The following is a 17,054-nucleotide window of genomic DNA, read 5'->3' on the forward strand; positions in this document are numbered from 1 at the left end:
CTGCCATGACGCCCCAGAAGACACGCCTCGCGTGCGCTATTGCGAGCCTGTTGCTGCCCGTCGCAGCGTTTGCTCAAACGACCACGCCTGACAGTACCGACGCGAAGCAGAAGGCCGTTCAGCTCGGCACGGTTGCCGTGACCAGCCAGACCGCCGATGTCGGGTACACGAAGAATGACGCTACGGCAGGCACCAAAACCAACACTGCGCTGATCGACACGGCACAGGCCATCTCGGTGGTGTCCGCCGCGCAGTTGCGCGATCAGGGCGTACTGACCGTGCAGGACGCCCTGCGCTATTCCGCCGGCGTGCGCGCTGAGGCGTACGGTGTGGACAGCCGCGGCGACGACGCCTTCCTGCGCGGCACGTCGTTTTCGCAATACCTGGATGGTCTTCGTCAGTACTTCGGCGGCGCGTATGCACGCACGGAGCCGTACTTCCTCGATCACATCGAAATCGTGCGTGGCCCCTCGTCCGTGCTTTATGGACAGGGCACCACGGGTGGCCTGATCGCGCTCAACTCCAAGCTGCCGCAGTCCACTCCGATGCACGAAGTGGACGTCCAGTTCGGCAACCACGCACGCAAGCAGATTGCATTCGATTTCACCGGGCCGCTGGATACGCAGGGTCACTGGAGTTACCGCCTGATCGGCGTGGCACGCGATGCGCATTCGCAGGTCGATTACACGCCGGATGATCGCAAGGCACTGGCTCCGTCGATCACCTGGACGCCGGACAAGGACACCCGCTGGACCGTCCTGACCAACCTTCAGTTTGATCGCAACGGCTCGACACTGAACTTCCTGCCGCATTCCGGCACGCTGCTGCCCAATCCCAACGGGCCCATCCCGGCCAACCGCAACACCAGCGAACCGAGCTTCGACCGCTACAACACCGATCAACGCTCGGTCACGTCGCTGTTTGAACATCGCTTCAACGAAACATGGAAGATCACCCAGAATCTTCGCTACACCCGCGACAACGTGGACTACCGCGCGCTCTATCCGAACGTCTATTCCAACCCTGAAAACCCGTTCCTCGACGAAGCGCAGCGCGAAGTGAGCCGCTATAGCTACGTGGCGATCAGCAAGCATCGCCGACTGGTTGCGGACACGAATGCGCAGGCGGACTTCAGCACCGGCCCGGTGCATCATCGCGTGCTCATCGGCCTCGATGCCGGCCGCTCGCATACCGACAGCGTCCAGGGCTCGGGCTTCGATGCCACGCCGTTCGATCTGTACGCCCCCACATACAACCCGAACTTCGTTGGCCCGGCGACAGCTCGCGCGCCTTCCACGGAAACCAGGCAGGTGGGCGCGTACGTGCAGGACCAACTGGAGTGGAACGACCACTGGCTTGCCACGGTCGGCCTGCGTCACGACGCAGCCTCGACGAAGACCGAAGGCAGCGACAGAATGAAGGACCAGGCCACGACGTCGCGCTTTGGCCTGATGTACAAGTTCGACAACGGCATCGTGCCGTATGTGAGTTATACCGAGTCGTTCCAGCCGCTGGACACACTGGACTTTTACAACCATCCGTACGCGCCGCTGCGCGGCAAGCAGTACGAAGCGGGCGTCAAATACCAGCCGGTAGGCAGCCAGTCGCTGTTTACCGCCACCTGGTATGACCTGCGCGAAGAGAATCGTCTCGCACCGGACCCGACCAATCCGCTGAACCAGATTCAGGCAGGCCGCATGCGCACCCATGGTGTGGAACTGGAAGGGTCGACGCGCATCGCCGATCATCTGGACCTGCTGGCCACCTACACCTGGACCAACGCCCGTCCGGATGACGGCACCATCGTGGCTGGCCTCCCGAAGAACCAGGCGTCGGTCTGGGGCGTGTACCACGTCAATTCGGCCGACGGCGACGGTTTGAGCTTTGGTGCGGGTGCCCGCTACATCGGCAGGAACACCGACGAAACCGGCACGCTGCACGTACCGCAGAAGACGTTGTTCGATGTCATGGCCGCGTACGACATGGGCCCGTGGCGTATATCGCTCAACATTGCCAACCTGACCAACCAGATCTACCCGGCCAGCTGCCTCGCACGCGGTGACTGCTTCATGGGCCCTCGCCGCAGCATCGTGGGCAACGTGCGCTATCGCTTCTGACCGCACCATGCCTGCCAGAGGTCGCTGTGACCTTTGGCAGGCGCTGCTGACGCCCCACCGATTGTAATTTCGGGACTTGCGCCGCCCCTCATCAACGCACCGGGCCTGCGCCAACACCTTCACGGAGAGAGCGTATGCGCGTCTGGATTCTCAGCCTGGTCATGGCGTTCGCGGCCACAACAACGGCCTATGCGAACACCGTCGGTGAGACGCACCGACAAGGTACGGTTGCCAGTGGCGTCGTGCGCAACGCAGACCATTCCACCGCACTTCGCATCACCGTCTGGTATCCCGCACAGGGCGATGCAGAAGAACTTCCGCTGGACATGGGACCGCCCGGCCGGCCGTTCTTTGTATCCGGAAGCGCGGCCAATGAAGCACCCTTTGCGCAGGGCCGCTACCCGGTCATCCTGCTATCCCATGGCTTCGGTGGCACCGCCCGCATGATGGGTTGGTTCGGCACTGCCATGGCGCGAGCGGGCTACGTCGTGGTGGCCGTGGATCATCCCGGCAACAACGGCATGGACACCATGACGGCGGCAGGTGCAATGCTCTGGTGGGAGCGGGCGGAAGACCTCAAGCAGGCGCTTGAGGTAACCGGTCACGATGCGGTGATCGGGCCTCACATGGATATGTCGCGCCTGGGAGTCAGCGGTTTTTCCGCGGGTGGATTCACCACCCTGGTAGCGTCGGGGGCGCGGGTAAACATTGATCGCCTGCTGGCGTTCTGCAAAGCCCATCCTGCCGATGGGGTGTGTGAGCCGCAGAAGGAAGCGCCGGAACTCACCGGCGAAAAAGGCCTGAAGGCATTGAAGGACCCGGCGCTGAAACCCTGGGTGAGCCAGGCTGGAAACGACCATTCGGTGCCGGGCGTACGTGCCGCTTTCGCCATGGCCCCCGCCATCGTTCAGGCGCTGGTGCCTGAGAGCCTGAAGGCCATTCCGCTGCGCACGTCGATCCTCCTGGGCGACGCTGACGTCGTCGCGCCGCCGTCAACCAACGGCGTGGTGGCGGCATCACTGCTGCCCCACGCCACTATGAAAACATTGCCCGGCGTTGGCCACTACGATTTCCTTGGCCAGTGCACGGAGGCCGGGCGCGAAGCGACGCCTCTGTGCAAGATCAGCCAGCCGCAGGAGCCGACGCACAAGGCAGCGATCGACGCCGCACGAGCGCTGTTCGACAGCACGCTGAAGCAGTAAGGAATATCAGGCAGCGTGAAGCTGCAGGCCCAGTGCCTTGATGACGCGCATGACGGTGGCGAATTCAGGATTGCCATCAGCGGACAGGGCGCGATAGAGGCCTTCGCGGGAGATGCCGCTGTCGCGTGCAACACGGGTCATGCCGCGTGCGCGTGCGATGTCACCAAGAGCGGCACGGACAAGGCTGCCATCACCGGGATCTTCGTCGAGGCAGGCGTTGAGGTAAGCGGTGCGATCCTCTTCAGTGGCGAGGTGATCGACGGCGTCCCAGCGGGAGAATTTTTCGGCCATGGTTTACTCCTTCCATTGAGTGGCGATGGACAGTGCACGTTCGATATCCCAGAACTGCGAGCTCTTGTCGCCGCCCGCAAGCAGCACCACAAGCTTCGGACCCCGGTGTACGTAATACACGCGATAGCCGGGACCGCAGTTCACCCGAAGCTCGCTGATGCCGTGACCTACCGGCTTCACATCACCCGGGTTGCCCAGTGACAGACGGCGAATGCGCGCGGTAACGCGCATGGCGCCTTGCCTGTCACGAAGGCCCTCGTGCCAGCGACGGAATGTGTCGCTCTGCACTATGTCGAACATCACGAAGTGTAATCCATGATTCACATCCCGTAAACGCCTCCGGACGCGGTTTGCGCCGAAGGCCATTCAAACGTGTTGAATCCATGAGCCCCATCGGCACGCATCCCGCCGACACGCGCCCTTCGCCCGCGACGCCAGGCCGGCCTTGCGGGGGGACCCGTGCGGATCGCTCACGTCACAGCCATCGCGCCCTCTCCCCGCTTCATGTGATCGCATGTGCACATCACCCGATGTACCCTTTGCGCGCCTTCCACAGCGGACATACACACGCATGCCACCCCCTGGCCGTACGGGCGGACGTCGTCCCGAACCCACGCCTCCATTGGGGATGCGCGAGAGACTGGGCGCACTGTCCAACGTGCCGCCCTTCCTCAGGGCCATCTGGAAAACCAGTCGCACGCTGACCCTCAGCAACCTGTTCCTGCGGCTGCTGCGCGCGCTTCTGCCGGTGATCACGCTGTATGTGGGCAAGCTCATCATTGATGAGGTCACCCATCTCATTGCCTCGGGCATCCGCCACGAAAGCCCCGCCACATGGATCACCAGCGGTGACCTCAATCACCTCTGGGCGCTGCTCGGGCTCGAATTCGCGCTAGCGGTGGCTTCCGATCTTCTGGGCCGGCTGGTGTCGCTGGTGGACTCGCTGCTGTCGGAGCTATACGCCAACAACACCAGTGTCGAGCTGATGGAGCATGCGGCCAGCCTCGATCTGGAGGACTTCGAGGATGCCGACCTTCAGGACCGCCTGGACCGCGCACGTCGCCAGGTCGCCGGACGCAGCGGACTTCTGTCGCAACTGTTCGGCCAGGCGCAGGACATGGTCACCATTGTCAGCTTCGCAGTGGGCCTGGCTGTCTATGCGCCCTGGCTCATCGTGCTGTTGCTGGTCGCACTGGTGCCGGCGTTCCTTGGCGAAATGCACTTCAACGCCAGAAGCTACGCGGTCAGCTACGAATGGACGCCGGAGCGCCGTGAACTGGACTACCTGCGCATGGTGGGCGCCAGCACGCAGACCGCGAAAGAGGTCAAGAGCTTCGGACTCAACCATTTTCTCATCACCCGCTATCGCCAGCTCTCGCTGGCCATGTACGCCGCCAACCGGAAGATTGCCGTGCATCGCGCAGCGTGGGGTGGCCTGTTCACTACCATCGGCACGCTCGGTTACTACGCCGCCTATGCGCTGATTGCGTGGCGCACCGTGCGCGGCGACTTCACCATTGGTGACCTGACCTTTCTTTCCGCGTCGTTCCGTCGCCTGCGCACGCTGCTGGAATCGCTGCTCACGGGCTTCTCGCAACTGGCCGGACAGGCGCTCTATCTCGACGACCTGTTCTCGTTCTTCCGCATTCAGCCCGAAATCCTCTCACCTGCCGATCCGCGCCCCTTCCCCGAGCCCATCCGCGAAGGCTTCCGCTTCGAGGATGTGGGTTTCAAATATCCGGGAGCGGAGCGCTGGGCCGTGCGCCATCTCTCTTTCACGTTGCGGGCGGGCGAGGTCCTGGCGCTGGTGGGCGAAAACGGCGCAGGCAAGACCACCATCGTGAAGCTGCTCTCGCGGCTGTATGACCCGGACGAAGGGCAGATTCTTCTCGACGGGCATCCGCTTTCCGAATACAACCTGGACGAGCTGCGCTCGCACATCGGCGTGATCTTCCAGGACTTCGTGCGCTACTACCTGCGGGCAGGCGAAAACATCGCCGTCGGCCGGATCGAGGCACGCGATGACGAGGAGCGCATCCGCGATGCGGCAGAAAGAAGCCTCGCTGACGCGGTGATCGAGCGCCTGCCCAAGGGCTACGACCAGATGCTGGGCAAGCTGTTCAAGGGTGGCGTGGATCTTTCAGGCGGCGAGTGGCAGAAGATTGCCATCGCCCGCGCGTACATGCGCGCAGCACCGCTGCTTGTGCTGGACGAACCCACGGCCGCGCTCGATGCGCGTTCGGAGTACGGCGTGTTTCAGCGGTTCAAGGATCTGTCGCACGGAAAGACCGCCGTCATCATCTCGCACCGCTTCTCCACCGTGCGCATGGCAGATCGCATTCTCGTGCTTGGCCACGGCAAGGTGATGGAAGTGGGAAGCCACGACGAACTGCTGGCACAAGGCGGTCACTATGCGGAGCTCTTCGAGCTGCAAGCCGCAGGCTACCGTTGATAGCGGACGCATGTAACACGTTACATGCGTCCATGATGTTCCCGCATTGTGACGAATCCTAAGGAATGTCACAGGGTCGTCACGAAACATACATCCCTTGATGAAAGCATCCCCGGCTTCACGACGGCACGTGCCGCACGCACGCCCGTCAATCATCAGGGGATTGCTACGTGCTGAAGAAATCGATGCTCGCGCTTGCTTTGGGTATGGCGCTGTCTGGTTCTGCCTGGGCAGATACCACGCAAGACACCACGGCCACGACCACCGACACGAAGGACAAGGCACGCAATGCTGCCACCGATCTGGACGCTGTGTCGGTCATTGGCAGCGGCGAGTCGCGCCAGGTCCAGCGCATTCGTCCGAAGGACCTCAACGTGCTGCCGCCCGGCACCAGCGTGCAGAAAGCGCTGAACATTCTTCCCGGCGTCAATGCTCAGTCCATCGACGCGCTGGGCCTGAACGAACAGTCCCTGACGATGAGCCTGCGCGGGTTCAACTCCACGCGCCTGGGCTACACGCTGGACGGCCTGCCGCTTGGCGACAGCGCATACAACAACTACAACGGCCTGAGCATCAGCCGCGCGCTGATCTCCGAGAACCTGGGCGGCGCCGCACTGGCTGGCGGTATTGGCGCACTGGGCACCGCATCCACCAGCGACCTCGGCGGTACGGTGGAATACACCACCAATGATCCGGCCAAGGTCATGGGTGCACGCGTCAGCCAGACCTTCGGCAGCGACAACACCAAGCGCAGCTTCGCCCGTTTCGACAGCGGCGAATACAACGGCTTCTCGATGTATCTGTCTGGCATGCGCGCCACGTCGGACTTGTTTACTGACCAGTCCGCGTACAACCAGTCGACCAACAAGCAGTTCAACGGCAAGGCCGTTTACGACTTCGGCATGGGCCGCATCACCGCATTCGTCGATACCTCGCGCATGTCGCAGGCCGACGACTTCTATCTGTCCAAGAGCGAACTGGCCCGCGGCCTCGGCTGGGATTGGGGCGGTTACGCTCCGAACTGGACGAGGGCTGTCGGCAAGGCGTACTGCAACACCGCCACCCTCAACGCCAAACTGTGCGACAACAGCGGCGTGGATAAAGACGCCGATGGCGCCTTCACGGCGGGCCAGATCCTTCGTTCCGACGATCTGTATTACATCGCCGGCGACCTCTTCCCGACCGACACGGTAACCGTGCACGCGCAGGTCTACCATCACGAAGATGCAGGCGAAGGCCACAACTGGACCAGCGGTACGTGGTCCAACAAGGGCACGCCGCAGGCCCTTCCGCTGGCCTTCCGCAACACCCTGTACGGCATCAACCGCACCGGCGCGATCCTCTCGGCAAGCTGGGAAGTGGGCAACCACCACATTGAAGGCGGCGTCTGGTACGAGAACAACAACAATACGTCCTCGCGCTACACCAGCGCCGTAACCGGCCCGCGTGACCTCAGCAGCCCGACGAAGGAACAGCCGGACGTCGGCGTGTTTGCCCAGCGCACGCTCGTGATGACCCGCCAGGCATACCTGCAGGACACGATGAAGTTCCTCGACGATAGCCTCGTCGTCGATGTTGGCGTAAAGAGCCCGCACTCCACCGCGAATGCCCGCGCACTGCCGGGCGTTGCGAAGACGCCCATCCTGCCCACGTCCAACAATCAGTTCTCCACGGGCAAGCTTTCCGCCAGCAAGGCCTTCCTTCCCGAAGCCGGCGTGCGTTATCGCATTGCGCAGGGACAGGAAGCTTTTGTGAGCTATGCGCAGAACATCGCCATGTTCCAGGGTGGTCCCAAGCTGGGTCCGCAGGCCGTGAGCCAGGCCACGTGGGACAGCCAGGGCAGCCTGCAGCCGGAGAAGTCCCGCTCGCTGGAAGCCGGCTACCGCATCGAACGCGACATGTTCCAGGCCTCCGCAGCCGCCTATAAGGTGCGCTTCGACAACCGCCTGCTTCAGTACAACCCGTGCGACTCGCGTCAGGCCGTGGGCCCGACGTGCGGCAACCGCTTCTACAACGTCGGCGGCGTTGACAGCCACGGTGTCGAGCTTACCTTTGTGTGGACGCCTGCCACGTACTTCCAGTGGTACAACTCCGCGTCCTTCAACCGCTCCACCTATGCTAACGATTACGTGCAGGCCGGCGTGGTGCAGCACACGAAGGGCAAGATCCAGACCGATACGCCGACAAAGCTTTTCGCCAGCGAAGTGTCGTTCAACTATGCCGGCTGGTTCGCATCGCTGCGCGGCAAGTACACGGGCAAGCGTTACTACACCTACACCAACGACCAGAACTTCGGTGGCTACACCACCTTTGACCTGGGTGCAGGTTTCGACTTCGGCGCAACCGAATGGGCCAAGGACGTTCGCCTCTCGCTCAACGTGACCAACCTCACGGGCAAGCGTTACGCCAGCAACCTTGATTCCAGCGCATTCCTCCCGTCGGATCCGGCCGGCACGGCTTATGTGTTCCACGCCTCGGCTCCCGCTCAGGTGTTCGGTACGCTCGACATTCGTTTCTAAGGAACAATCACCATGCGCGGATGGATCTTCTCGCTGTCATTGCTGCCGTTGCTGGCACTGGGAGCGGAGTTCGACCGTCCGCACCTGAGTGATGCAAAAGGCGACATCACAGCCCGGATTGGCGGCATCACTGCCGTCAATCACGGGCTGGTTGCCACCGGTCGCCTGCCGGCAGGCACCGTGGATTTCATGGGCGACACACTGGGGTCATTCTCGTCCCTGGCCGTAGACCGCCACAGCTGGAAGCGTGTGGGCGACCACTACGAAGGCACGCTGTGGACACTTCCGGATCGGGGTCGCAATGATCCGGGTGCCGGCCTCTTCTACGACTATGCAGCACGCCTTCACCGCTTCCGCATCAAGGTCACGCCATATAGCGGCGCGGATCTTCCCGCCTCAACGAAGTCGCAGCGTCAGGTCGAGATCATTCCCGACGGCGGCCTGGAACTTCACGATTTCAACGGCAAGCCGTTTACCGGAGCAGAACCGGGAGCCGGTGTTGTCGTGCAGAACGGTATCACCCTTCCCGCGCCAGCCAGTGGCACGGGTGCTGGCAAAGTGTCGATGGATGCGGAGTCACTTCAGTTTACGGCCGATGGAAGCTTCTACATCGGCGATGAGTACGGCGCGAACGTGTTCTTCTTCGACCCCAAAGGCAAGCTCAAAGGCGTGATCGTTCCGCCGGTTGCCGTGGTGCCTCGTCGTGACGGCAAGCTGGACTTCAATTCGCTGAAGCCACCGCAGACCGGACGCCGCAACAACCAGGGCGTGGAAGGCATGTCGCTCTCACCCGACGGCACGCGGCTGTTCGTGGTGTTGCAGAGCGCGCTGATTCAGGACACCGCAACCGGTGAAGCCAGCGGCCGCTCCAACACGCGTGTGATCGTCTATGACGTCAGCCGCGATCCGACGCCAAGGCAGCCTGTGGCGCACTACGTGGTGCAGTTGCCTGTGTACAACGACAAGGGTGACGGCAGTCCGGCCAATCGCACCGCTGCACAGAGCGAAGTGCGTGCCATCGACAACCAGCGTTTTCTCATGCTCGCGCGCGATGGCAACGGACTGGGCAGCGACAACGGCAAACCGATCGTCTACAAGGCCGTGCTTCTCGTAGACACATCCACTGCCACCAATCTCGCGGGTGGCACGTACGAAACCTCCACCACGTCCGTCCTGCGCAAGCCGGATCGCAATGATCTGGTGGAAGGCATCACGCCTGCGCCGTGGGTTGAGCTGGTCAATCTGCTCGCGCCTGCACAACTTTCGCGTTTTGGCCTCAACGTGAGTACGTCGCCGAAGAACCAGCCGCTCACGCTCTCTGAAAAATGGGAAGCGATGGACCTTCTTCCAATGAGAGATCCATCACACCCGGATGACTATCTGTTGCTTGTCGGTAACGACAATGACTTCATCGCTCGCCACTGTGTGATGCAGGGGCAGGCATGTGATTCGGACTTCGACAACGACAGCATGATCCTTGTCTATCGACTCACGCTGCCTCACTGACGCCATCCCACCTGCAAGGAACAAGTGCGCATGAAGAAGTCGCTCGTCAGCTCGTTGATTGTCGCCGCCGCGCTCGCCGGCACCGCTGCACATGCCGCCAACGCACCGGCTGCTGTCGACAGCAAGGAATACAAGGTTCTGCTCGATCCTTCCCGCTTCGCCAGCAATCCGGCTTCAGCGACATCCACCCTGCTCAGCGATCTGTCCATCCGTCTGTCCAACCTTGGGTTCGACAAGACCGTGACCGGCAACTTCACGGCCAGCAAGCGCGACACCGTGCAGTATCTGGACACCGCCGGCACCTGCGCTGTTCGCAGCAATGGTTACGCCGTGCGCTTGCGCAACGGTGACGATACGGACATCCAGTTCAAGTTCTCGCATCCGGACGAAGAACTCTCCGCCGCCACCGTCGTAACGGGCGCAGGCAAGAAGGCCAGCAGCAAGCTGGAAACGGATGTGAGCCCGGCCAACCTGGTGTACTCGCACTCCACCAAGCAGAACCAGGCCGACACCGGCGCCCCGGCCAAGGTCAGCAACCTGATCACGGAATTCCCGGGTGCTTCCACCCTCAGCACCTACAGCAGCCAGTCGCTGGTTCCGGTCAACGGCCTCACCATCACGCAGCAGGAATACGAAGGCCCGGTGTCCGACATCGGCGCGTCGAAGGCCAAGTTCACGGTCTCACTGTGGTACGTGGGCACGAGCAACACGCCTGCGCTGGCCGAGCTGTCCTTTGAAGTGGCTGCCGACAGCAGCTCCTACTTCACCACGCCGGTCCTGACCCGCTCGCAGACGCTGATGAAGGCGATGAGCAGCCTCAGCGGCTGGACCCTGAGCCCGTCCACCACCAAGACGGCATGGGTCTACAACTACGCGTCCTCCGCGTACCCGAACGGCTTCTGCAACTGATCGACCCGATGACCGGAGCCCGCGAGGGCTCCGGTCATTTCTTCAGCACCATGGGCACATCGACCGAACGGGGCTCCCCGTCAACGACCATGTCGAGCCGGATGATCGAATCGGCGCCCAGTTCATCCACGGCCTTCGTGCCCTTCGGGAACTCCCAGTTGAGGTTGAGCAACGTCGGCCCCGTGATCGGCTTGCCTTCGTAGTCGGCGTCTTTCGGCGCGATGCTCTGCCCGTGCAGCACCCAGCGCGCACGCGTGATGCTCACCGTGTGTTTGCCTGGTGACAGCGTGATGGCCGGATGCAGCGTGATATCCGACTTCGCCACGACCATGACCGGCATGGTGATGCGCCAGTCTTCACCGCCCAACGCATAGCTGCCGTCCGCCCCTTCGATCCAGTCCTGGGGCATGTACACCCGCTGCCGGAATCCGCAGGCAGCGATCAGCATGACCAGGGCAAGCATTGTCAGGCGCATTACCGGGAAGGTTTTCATGGCCCCAAGCGTACCTGAGGCCGGGCCAACGGCCACGGCAGAACGAAGACGAAAGTTGCTGGCCGTTTAGCACGATCCATAAAAGGCGCCCCTGGCCGTCATCGCGGAGGCCTTTTCGGGTGGCCGGGCGAAAGTTTTTTGATCTTTTTCTTACGGTCAATTCAAGCCACCCAAAACGTGCTTCTCGTCGCCTTGCGTTCTCATTTAGATCGACATAAATAGCGGTTCAAAGCCAATTATGTGTTGCTTTGCAACACGCACCCAGGACGTCTGGACGTCTGCTTTTCCTTCCCGCAGTGCGTCTGGACACGAAGAAAATTGTGCTGTACATCTTCGCCACAGCCTATTTGGATCGTGACAAATAGGCGTTTCATGAGGTGACGGTTCCGGGTACGCGCTTTGGCGGCGAGGGGGAAGTTTTGCCCGTCGTTCGTGCGGCCCGGTGATCGCACCGTTTCGGGGCTTACGACACATTCGGGGAAGGCATGAACAAGAAGTTGCTGACACGCAGGCACGCACTCGCACTGGCCGTTGCCACGTGCCTGGGCGTGGCGACGGGCGCATACGCCCAGTCCACCACGGGTAACCTCTACGGCACCGCGCCCGTTGGCGCGGGCGAGACGGTGCTCATTGAAAGCTCCACGGGCCTGAAGCGCGAAGTGCCTGTGGATGCGATGGGCAAGTACGTGGCATCCCAGTTGCCGCTGGGGACCTACACCATCACGCTGCGCCGCGATGGTGCCGCTATCGACTCGCGCAAAGACGTTCAGCTTCGTGTCGGCTCAAGTACCGATGTGTCGTTTGCCGTTGCGGCCACAAGCTCCACAGACGCCACCGATCTTGGCGGCGTGACCGTTACCAGCAACAGCCTGCCTGCCATTGACGTCACGTCAGTCGACTCGCGCACCGTCATCACGTCCCAGCAGCTGGCCCGCCTGCCTCTGGGCCGCAATGCCGAAGCCATCGCAAAGCTCGCCCCCGGGGTCGTTGCCAACACGGGTGGCTTCACCAGTGACACGGGTCGTTCGCTCGTCAGCTTCGGCGGCTCCGCTGCCAGCGAGAACGCGTACTACGTCAACGGCTTCAACGTCACCGATCCGCTCAATGGTGCCGGTGGACTTCAGTTGCCGTACGGCGCCATCGACCAGCAGGAAGTCTATACGGGCGGCTACAGCGCGCAGTACGGACGTTCCGACGGCGGCGTCATCAACCAGGTAGGCAAGCGCGGTACCAACGACTGGCACTTCGGTGCGCAGGTCTTGTGGGAACCAGCATTCGCACGCAGCAACTACCGCGATTACTACTACACCAGCACGCCGAAGTCAGCCGTGGCCGGTAACCTGTACGACCCGCGCAGCGAAAACTCTGAGTGGACCACCACCGTCAGCGCCTACGCAGGTGGCCCGCTCATCAAGGACAAATTGTTCGTCTTCGTGGCCGCCGAAGCCGAGCGCCGCCAGGGTTCCAACGTCAACGCGGTAGACAACACCGCCACGCCGTCGTCCGACTATCGGTACAACAGCCCGCGCATGTACGCGAAGATCGACTGGAACATCACCGACAGCCACATCCTCGAATTGACGGGCGCATCAGACAAGCGCTCAGGCAGCGGTTCGCGCTACGCATACGACTTCGTCAACCGCGAACGTGGCGCGTATCTGAAACCGCTCAACGACACCAAGACCGGCGGTGATCTGTACGTGGCCAAGTACACCGGCTATATCACCGACGATCTGACGGTGAGTGCGATGTACGGCGAAATGAACACCAAGAATCGTGATGTGCCCGGCACCTACGATCCCAGCCTCACCTATGTCAGCGGCATCACCAGCCAGAACCCGCTGCTCAATGGCGGCAGCCCGCGCGGCAACAGCCAGGTGGCCAACCTCGCTGATCCCGCGCGTGGCAACAAGACGCAGAACTTCCGTTTCGACCTCGCCTACCATCTGGGCAACCACACCATCAGCGTTGGCGTGGACAACCAGAAATCCCAGGCCAACAACCAGGGCACCCGCACGTCCGGCCCCGGCTACAGCTGGGCCTATCGCCGCACCGACACGCCCAACACGCCCATCTCCGATGGCGGCCCGGGCAACCCGAACAACGTACCCGCACCGGCCGGTTTTCCTGGTGGCGAGACGGGTTATTACGTTTATCAGGACATCGCCAACAACGCGGTGAGCGTGCGTTCAGAACAGCGTGCGCAATACATTGAAGACAAGTGGCAGGTCTCGGATCGCTGGCTGCTGTCGCTGGGCCTTCGCAACGATCAGTTCACCGACTACAACCCTGCCGGTCAGGCGTTCATCCGCCAGACCAAGCCGCAGTGGGCTCCGCGCCTGGGTGCAAGCTGGGACGTCAACGGCGATGGCAGCTTCAAGGTCTTCGCCAACGCGGGCCGCTACTACCTCGGCCTGCCGCTCAATCCCGCCACCGGCGCAGCAGCGGGCTACATTGCCACCCAGCAGTACTTCACCTATACCGGCATCGCTGCCGACGGCACGCCCACCGGCCTCACGCCGATCAGCGGCCTGGTTTCAGCCAACAACTCCTACGGCGTGCAGCCCGACCCGCGCACTGTCACGGCCGCCAACCTCAAGGCCGAGCATCAGGACGAATTCATCCTGGGCTTCGACAAGACGCTTGGCACCGATTACGTATGGGGCATGAAAGCCACCCAGCGCATCCTGCGCGCGGCCATCGACGACTTCTGCGACATCGGCCGTGTTACAGCGAAAGCCGAAGCGCTGGGCTACACCGTTGGCTCCACCAACAGCTGCTACCTGATCGACGGCGGCGCGGCCAACACCTTCGTGCTGCTGGACACCTCAGGCAATCCCTTCCGCGTGCCGCTCAGCCGCGAAGAGCTTGGCTTCCCGCAGCTGAAGCGCCGCTACTACGGTCTTGAAACCTTCCTTGAGCACCCGTTCAACGGCAAGTGGTACGGCAAGATCGACTATGTCTTCTCGCGTAGCTACGGCAATACCGAAGGCCAGCTTCGCTCCGACCTTCGCCAGAACGGCGCATCCGCCAGCGAGGACTGGGACAACTACGCCATCATGGTCAACGCCAACGGCGTGCAGAACAACGACCATACCCATGTCCTGAAAGCCTATGGCTACTACCAGGTCGCTCCCGAGTGGCAGGTCTCCGGCAACTTCTCGGCGCAGTCCGGCAACCCGCGCATCTGCCTGGGCTACTTCGGTGCCGACCACAGCAACCCCACCGGCTACAACAACGCCTACCACTTCTGTAATGGCGAACCGTCGCCGCCCGGAAGCCAGGGCCGCCTGCCGTGGACCTTCCAGCTGGATCTGGGCGTGACCTATCGCCCCAACTGGGGCGACCAGAAGCTAGCCTTCAGCGCCAACGTCTTCAACGTGCTGAACGAACAGCGCGCCACCTTCCTCCAGCCCAACGGCGAAGGTGATTCACCGCGCACCGTCAACCCGCAGTACGGCATGCCGCTTCTGTCCGAAGCACCGCGCTACGTCCGCTTCAGCGTCAACTACGACTTCTGATCGCACCCGTCCCCTGTTGCGCCCGGCCACCGCCGCCATTCCCCATGGCCGGCGGTGATCACCGGGCGCTTTTTTTGCTTCTGCACCCACTACCCGATACCACTACAACGAGTGCCCCATCCCGTGTGAATGCTCCCTCGCCTGCTGAAGCTGCCTTTGCAACGCACGCTCGTGATGATGCTCGGCGGCTTGGTGAAACTGCTGATAGGACTGTTCCGGCGGAGTCACCGACGCCGCCTGAACGTCCGTGGAGCTTTCCGGCGTGCCGTCCCTTCTCGGATCACCGTTGTACACAAAGATGTAGCGGTTCACGTCCGGACGATCGTTATCGTCGTAGCTGAATTCCATTGACGTCACCCGCGTGATATTGGCGCGGCGGGCGTCCGCCATGATCGCGGCGGTCATGTTTTCCAGACGCGTATCGGAAAGGCTGATGCTCTGCTCGGCATAAAGCTCGTGCAACTGGCCACGCACGCTGCGGTACATCGCGTGGGCCGGATGTTGCGGATGCCGCGGATCGGGAGGTGATGAGGGCATCGCCTCGGGCAGCTCTGACCGTCCCCTCGCCGCACCCATCTGCGGTGAGGCAACGTGGATCGAATCATGGGCATGCAGCGGCGCACGCTCGCGCGACATGGATGCGTCGTGGCGGCTACCCGGATGGCCCGGGACGGGCTCATGCGCGTGATCAACGTATCTGCCCCCGCTCACGGCAGGACTCGGCGGGCTCCACCCGGGAAGCATGCGCTCGCCCGGCAACGGGATATTCCCAATGGCGTGACTGCGGTCCAGGTCGTAGAAGCGACGCGCTGGCGGCTGCTCCATGGCGCGATGGTCGGGAGCCTGCATTGGAAATTCGCGCGACGTGGCATACGCCACGGCCATGGAAAGCTGCCCCACGGGACGTCGCTCGCCCAGCGACGCAGCAAGCACGGGGTCCACGGGATCGGGCGGCGCACACGTCACCACCAGCCGGCAATGCGGCGGCGAAATCTGCGCGCCCATCACGTCACGCATGCCATCGCGCTCGAAGGTCGACGTGCCATAGATGAAAAGATGCTCCTCGGAGCGATGAATCACGTAGCGCTCCGGGTCCGAAGGCAGCTCACGCTTGTGCACCAGCGGAACGTCGCTCAACGCATTGATGTAATCGGCCATCAGATTGCCATTCAAACGCGCGAGCCCATCCACGTGATAGCTGCCACCAATATCCGAATGGGCACCCGGCACGGTCACGCCAAGGAAGCGCCCGTCGGCGGACATACCCTGAGGAATGATCTGGCTGGACGGAAACTGGTTGCGACGCTCATCACGCGCCACGATCTGGAACCCGGAAACGACAGAGGACGGCAGGTGGCGATCACGCCTATGCGGCGTGCCGGTGCCGACGGGGTCGAATAGGGCGACGGCCTGAGGAATGCGACCTGGAGAGACCAGCAGGGGTCGCGGCACAGCAACTTCATCTGGACCATCCCGGTGATCTGCTCGATCTATTGCCCTCGGATCCTTGATGCCACGCTCATGCACCATACGCGTGAAGCCGGCTGCCTGGTCGGCTCCACGACTAAAGCCTGTCGCCAGAACCCGAATTTCGGCCCGAGGATCCTCTTTTAGCCAATCACGTGCCTGTCGGCTGAATAGCTCGTACATCGCCTCCAGCCTGGAGTCATAGGTATATCCAAGCGCCCCGTCAACAACACGTACAACTGCATTGCTTTGAGTACCGGGGCCTTCAAGATATTCAACATAGACATTCGGATTTCTTAGACCGACATCCTTGAGGGACGCACTAAACATAGCCACATTTGTCGCGTGCTCTGGATCTCCATCCACGTCGTTCCCTGTTCCATCAAAACTTGCTACGAAAAGACGGTGATGAGGATTCGCCGATTGATATAACTTCGGCACCGGAAGAGAATCCAGTCGAACGCTGGATAGGTGATAGATCCCTATATCAAGTGCTGTAACCGGGCTGGAACTCACGCCATCCAGCAGAAGACCGTCGGAACCCACTTTATGTTTTTCGCTCATTCCTTGCACTCAC

At 62.1% G+C, this 17,054-nt stretch carries 11 protein-coding genes; 7 read left to right on the plus strand and 4 right to left on the minus strand.

All coding sequences use genetic code 11. The features are described from left to right. Positions 1-5 precede the first annotated feature (5 nt). Together FHW69_RS02675 and FHW69_RS02680 are read left to right on the plus strand one after the other, a co-directional pair. Positions 6-2,117 (plus strand): TonB-dependent siderophore receptor, encoded by a 2,112-nt coding sequence (locus FHW69_RS02675; protein ID WP_183421465.1) that lies wholly within the window; start codon positions 6-8, stop codon positions 2,115-2,117. Between the two features lie 134 nt (positions 2,118-2,251). Further along, positions 2,252-3,319 carry a dienelactone hydrolase family protein gene (locus tag FHW69_RS02680; RefSeq protein ID WP_183421466.1) on the plus strand — a complete coding sequence of 356 codons (1,068 nt, stop codon included), beginning with the start codon at positions 2,252-2,254 and terminating at the stop codon, positions 3,317-3,319. 6 nt (positions 3,320-3,325) lie between these two features. On the opposite strand, the gene FHW69_RS02685 is transcribed toward FHW69_RS02680, so the two are convergent. After that, positions 3,326-3,610 carry an addiction module antidote protein gene (locus tag FHW69_RS02685; RefSeq protein WP_183421467.1) on the minus strand — a complete coding sequence of 95 codons (285 nt, stop codon included), beginning with the start codon at positions 3,608-3,610 and terminating at the stop codon, positions 3,326-3,328. Positions 3,611-3,613: 3 nt separating this feature from the next. Then, positions 3,614-3,910, minus strand: a complete 297-nt coding sequence (locus FHW69_RS02690; protein WP_183422246.1) for a type II toxin-antitoxin system RelE/ParE family toxin — start codon at positions 3,908-3,910, stop codon at positions 3,614-3,616. 271 nt (positions 3,911-4,181) lie between these two features. On the opposite strand from FHW69_RS02690, the gene FHW69_RS02695 reads away from it, so the two are divergent. From FHW69_RS02695 to FHW69_RS02710, 4 genes are all read left to right on the plus strand, one after another. After that, positions 4,182-6,062, plus strand: coding sequence for an ABC transporter ATP-binding protein (locus FHW69_RS02695; RefSeq protein ID WP_183421468.1), 1,881 nt, complete (start codon positions 4,182-4,184; stop codon positions 6,060-6,062). 173 nt (positions 6,063-6,235) lie between these two features. After that, a complete protein-coding gene (locus tag FHW69_RS02700) occupies positions 6,236-8,581 on the plus strand; it encodes a TonB-dependent receptor (protein ID WP_183422247.1) in 2,346 nt (781 codons plus the stop codon). 12 nt (positions 8,582-8,593) lie between these two features. Continuing rightward, positions 8,594-10,087: an esterase-like activity of phytase family protein gene (locus tag FHW69_RS02705; protein ID WP_183421469.1), complete on the plus strand. Its 1,494-nt coding sequence runs from the start codon at positions 8,594-8,596 to the stop codon at positions 10,085-10,087. Between the two features lie 30 nt (positions 10,088-10,117). After that, the gene (locus FHW69_RS02710; protein ID WP_183421470.1) at positions 10,118-10,996 is read left to right on the plus strand and encodes a hypothetical protein; all 879 of its coding nucleotides are present in this window, start codon (positions 10,118-10,120) and stop codon (positions 10,994-10,996) included. A 34-nt stretch (positions 10,997-11,030) separates the two neighbouring features. On the opposite strand, the gene FHW69_RS02715 is transcribed toward FHW69_RS02710, so the two are convergent. Next, positions 11,031-11,489 (minus strand): hypothetical protein, encoded by a 459-nt coding sequence (locus FHW69_RS02715; protein ID WP_183421471.1) that lies wholly within the window; start codon positions 11,487-11,489, stop codon positions 11,031-11,033. A 485-nt stretch (positions 11,490-11,974) separates the two neighbouring features. Between FHW69_RS02715 and FHW69_RS02720 the strand changes: the two genes are divergently transcribed. Then, entirely contained in the window at positions 11,975-15,010 is a 3,036-nt protein-coding gene (locus FHW69_RS02720) for a TonB-dependent receptor plug domain-containing protein (protein WP_183421472.1), read from the plus strand. Between the two features lie 102 nt (positions 15,011-15,112). On the opposite strand, the gene FHW69_RS02725 is transcribed toward FHW69_RS02720, so the two are convergent. After that, entirely contained in the window at positions 15,113-17,041 is a 1,929-nt protein-coding gene (locus FHW69_RS02725) for a DUF2235 domain-containing protein (protein WP_183421473.1), read from the minus strand. Positions 17,042-17,054: the final 13 nt, after the last annotated feature.

Source organism: Luteibacter sp. Sphag1AF, from assembly GCF_014192715.1.
GTDB lineage: Bacteria > Pseudomonadota > Gammaproteobacteria > Xanthomonadales > Rhodanobacteraceae > Luteibacter.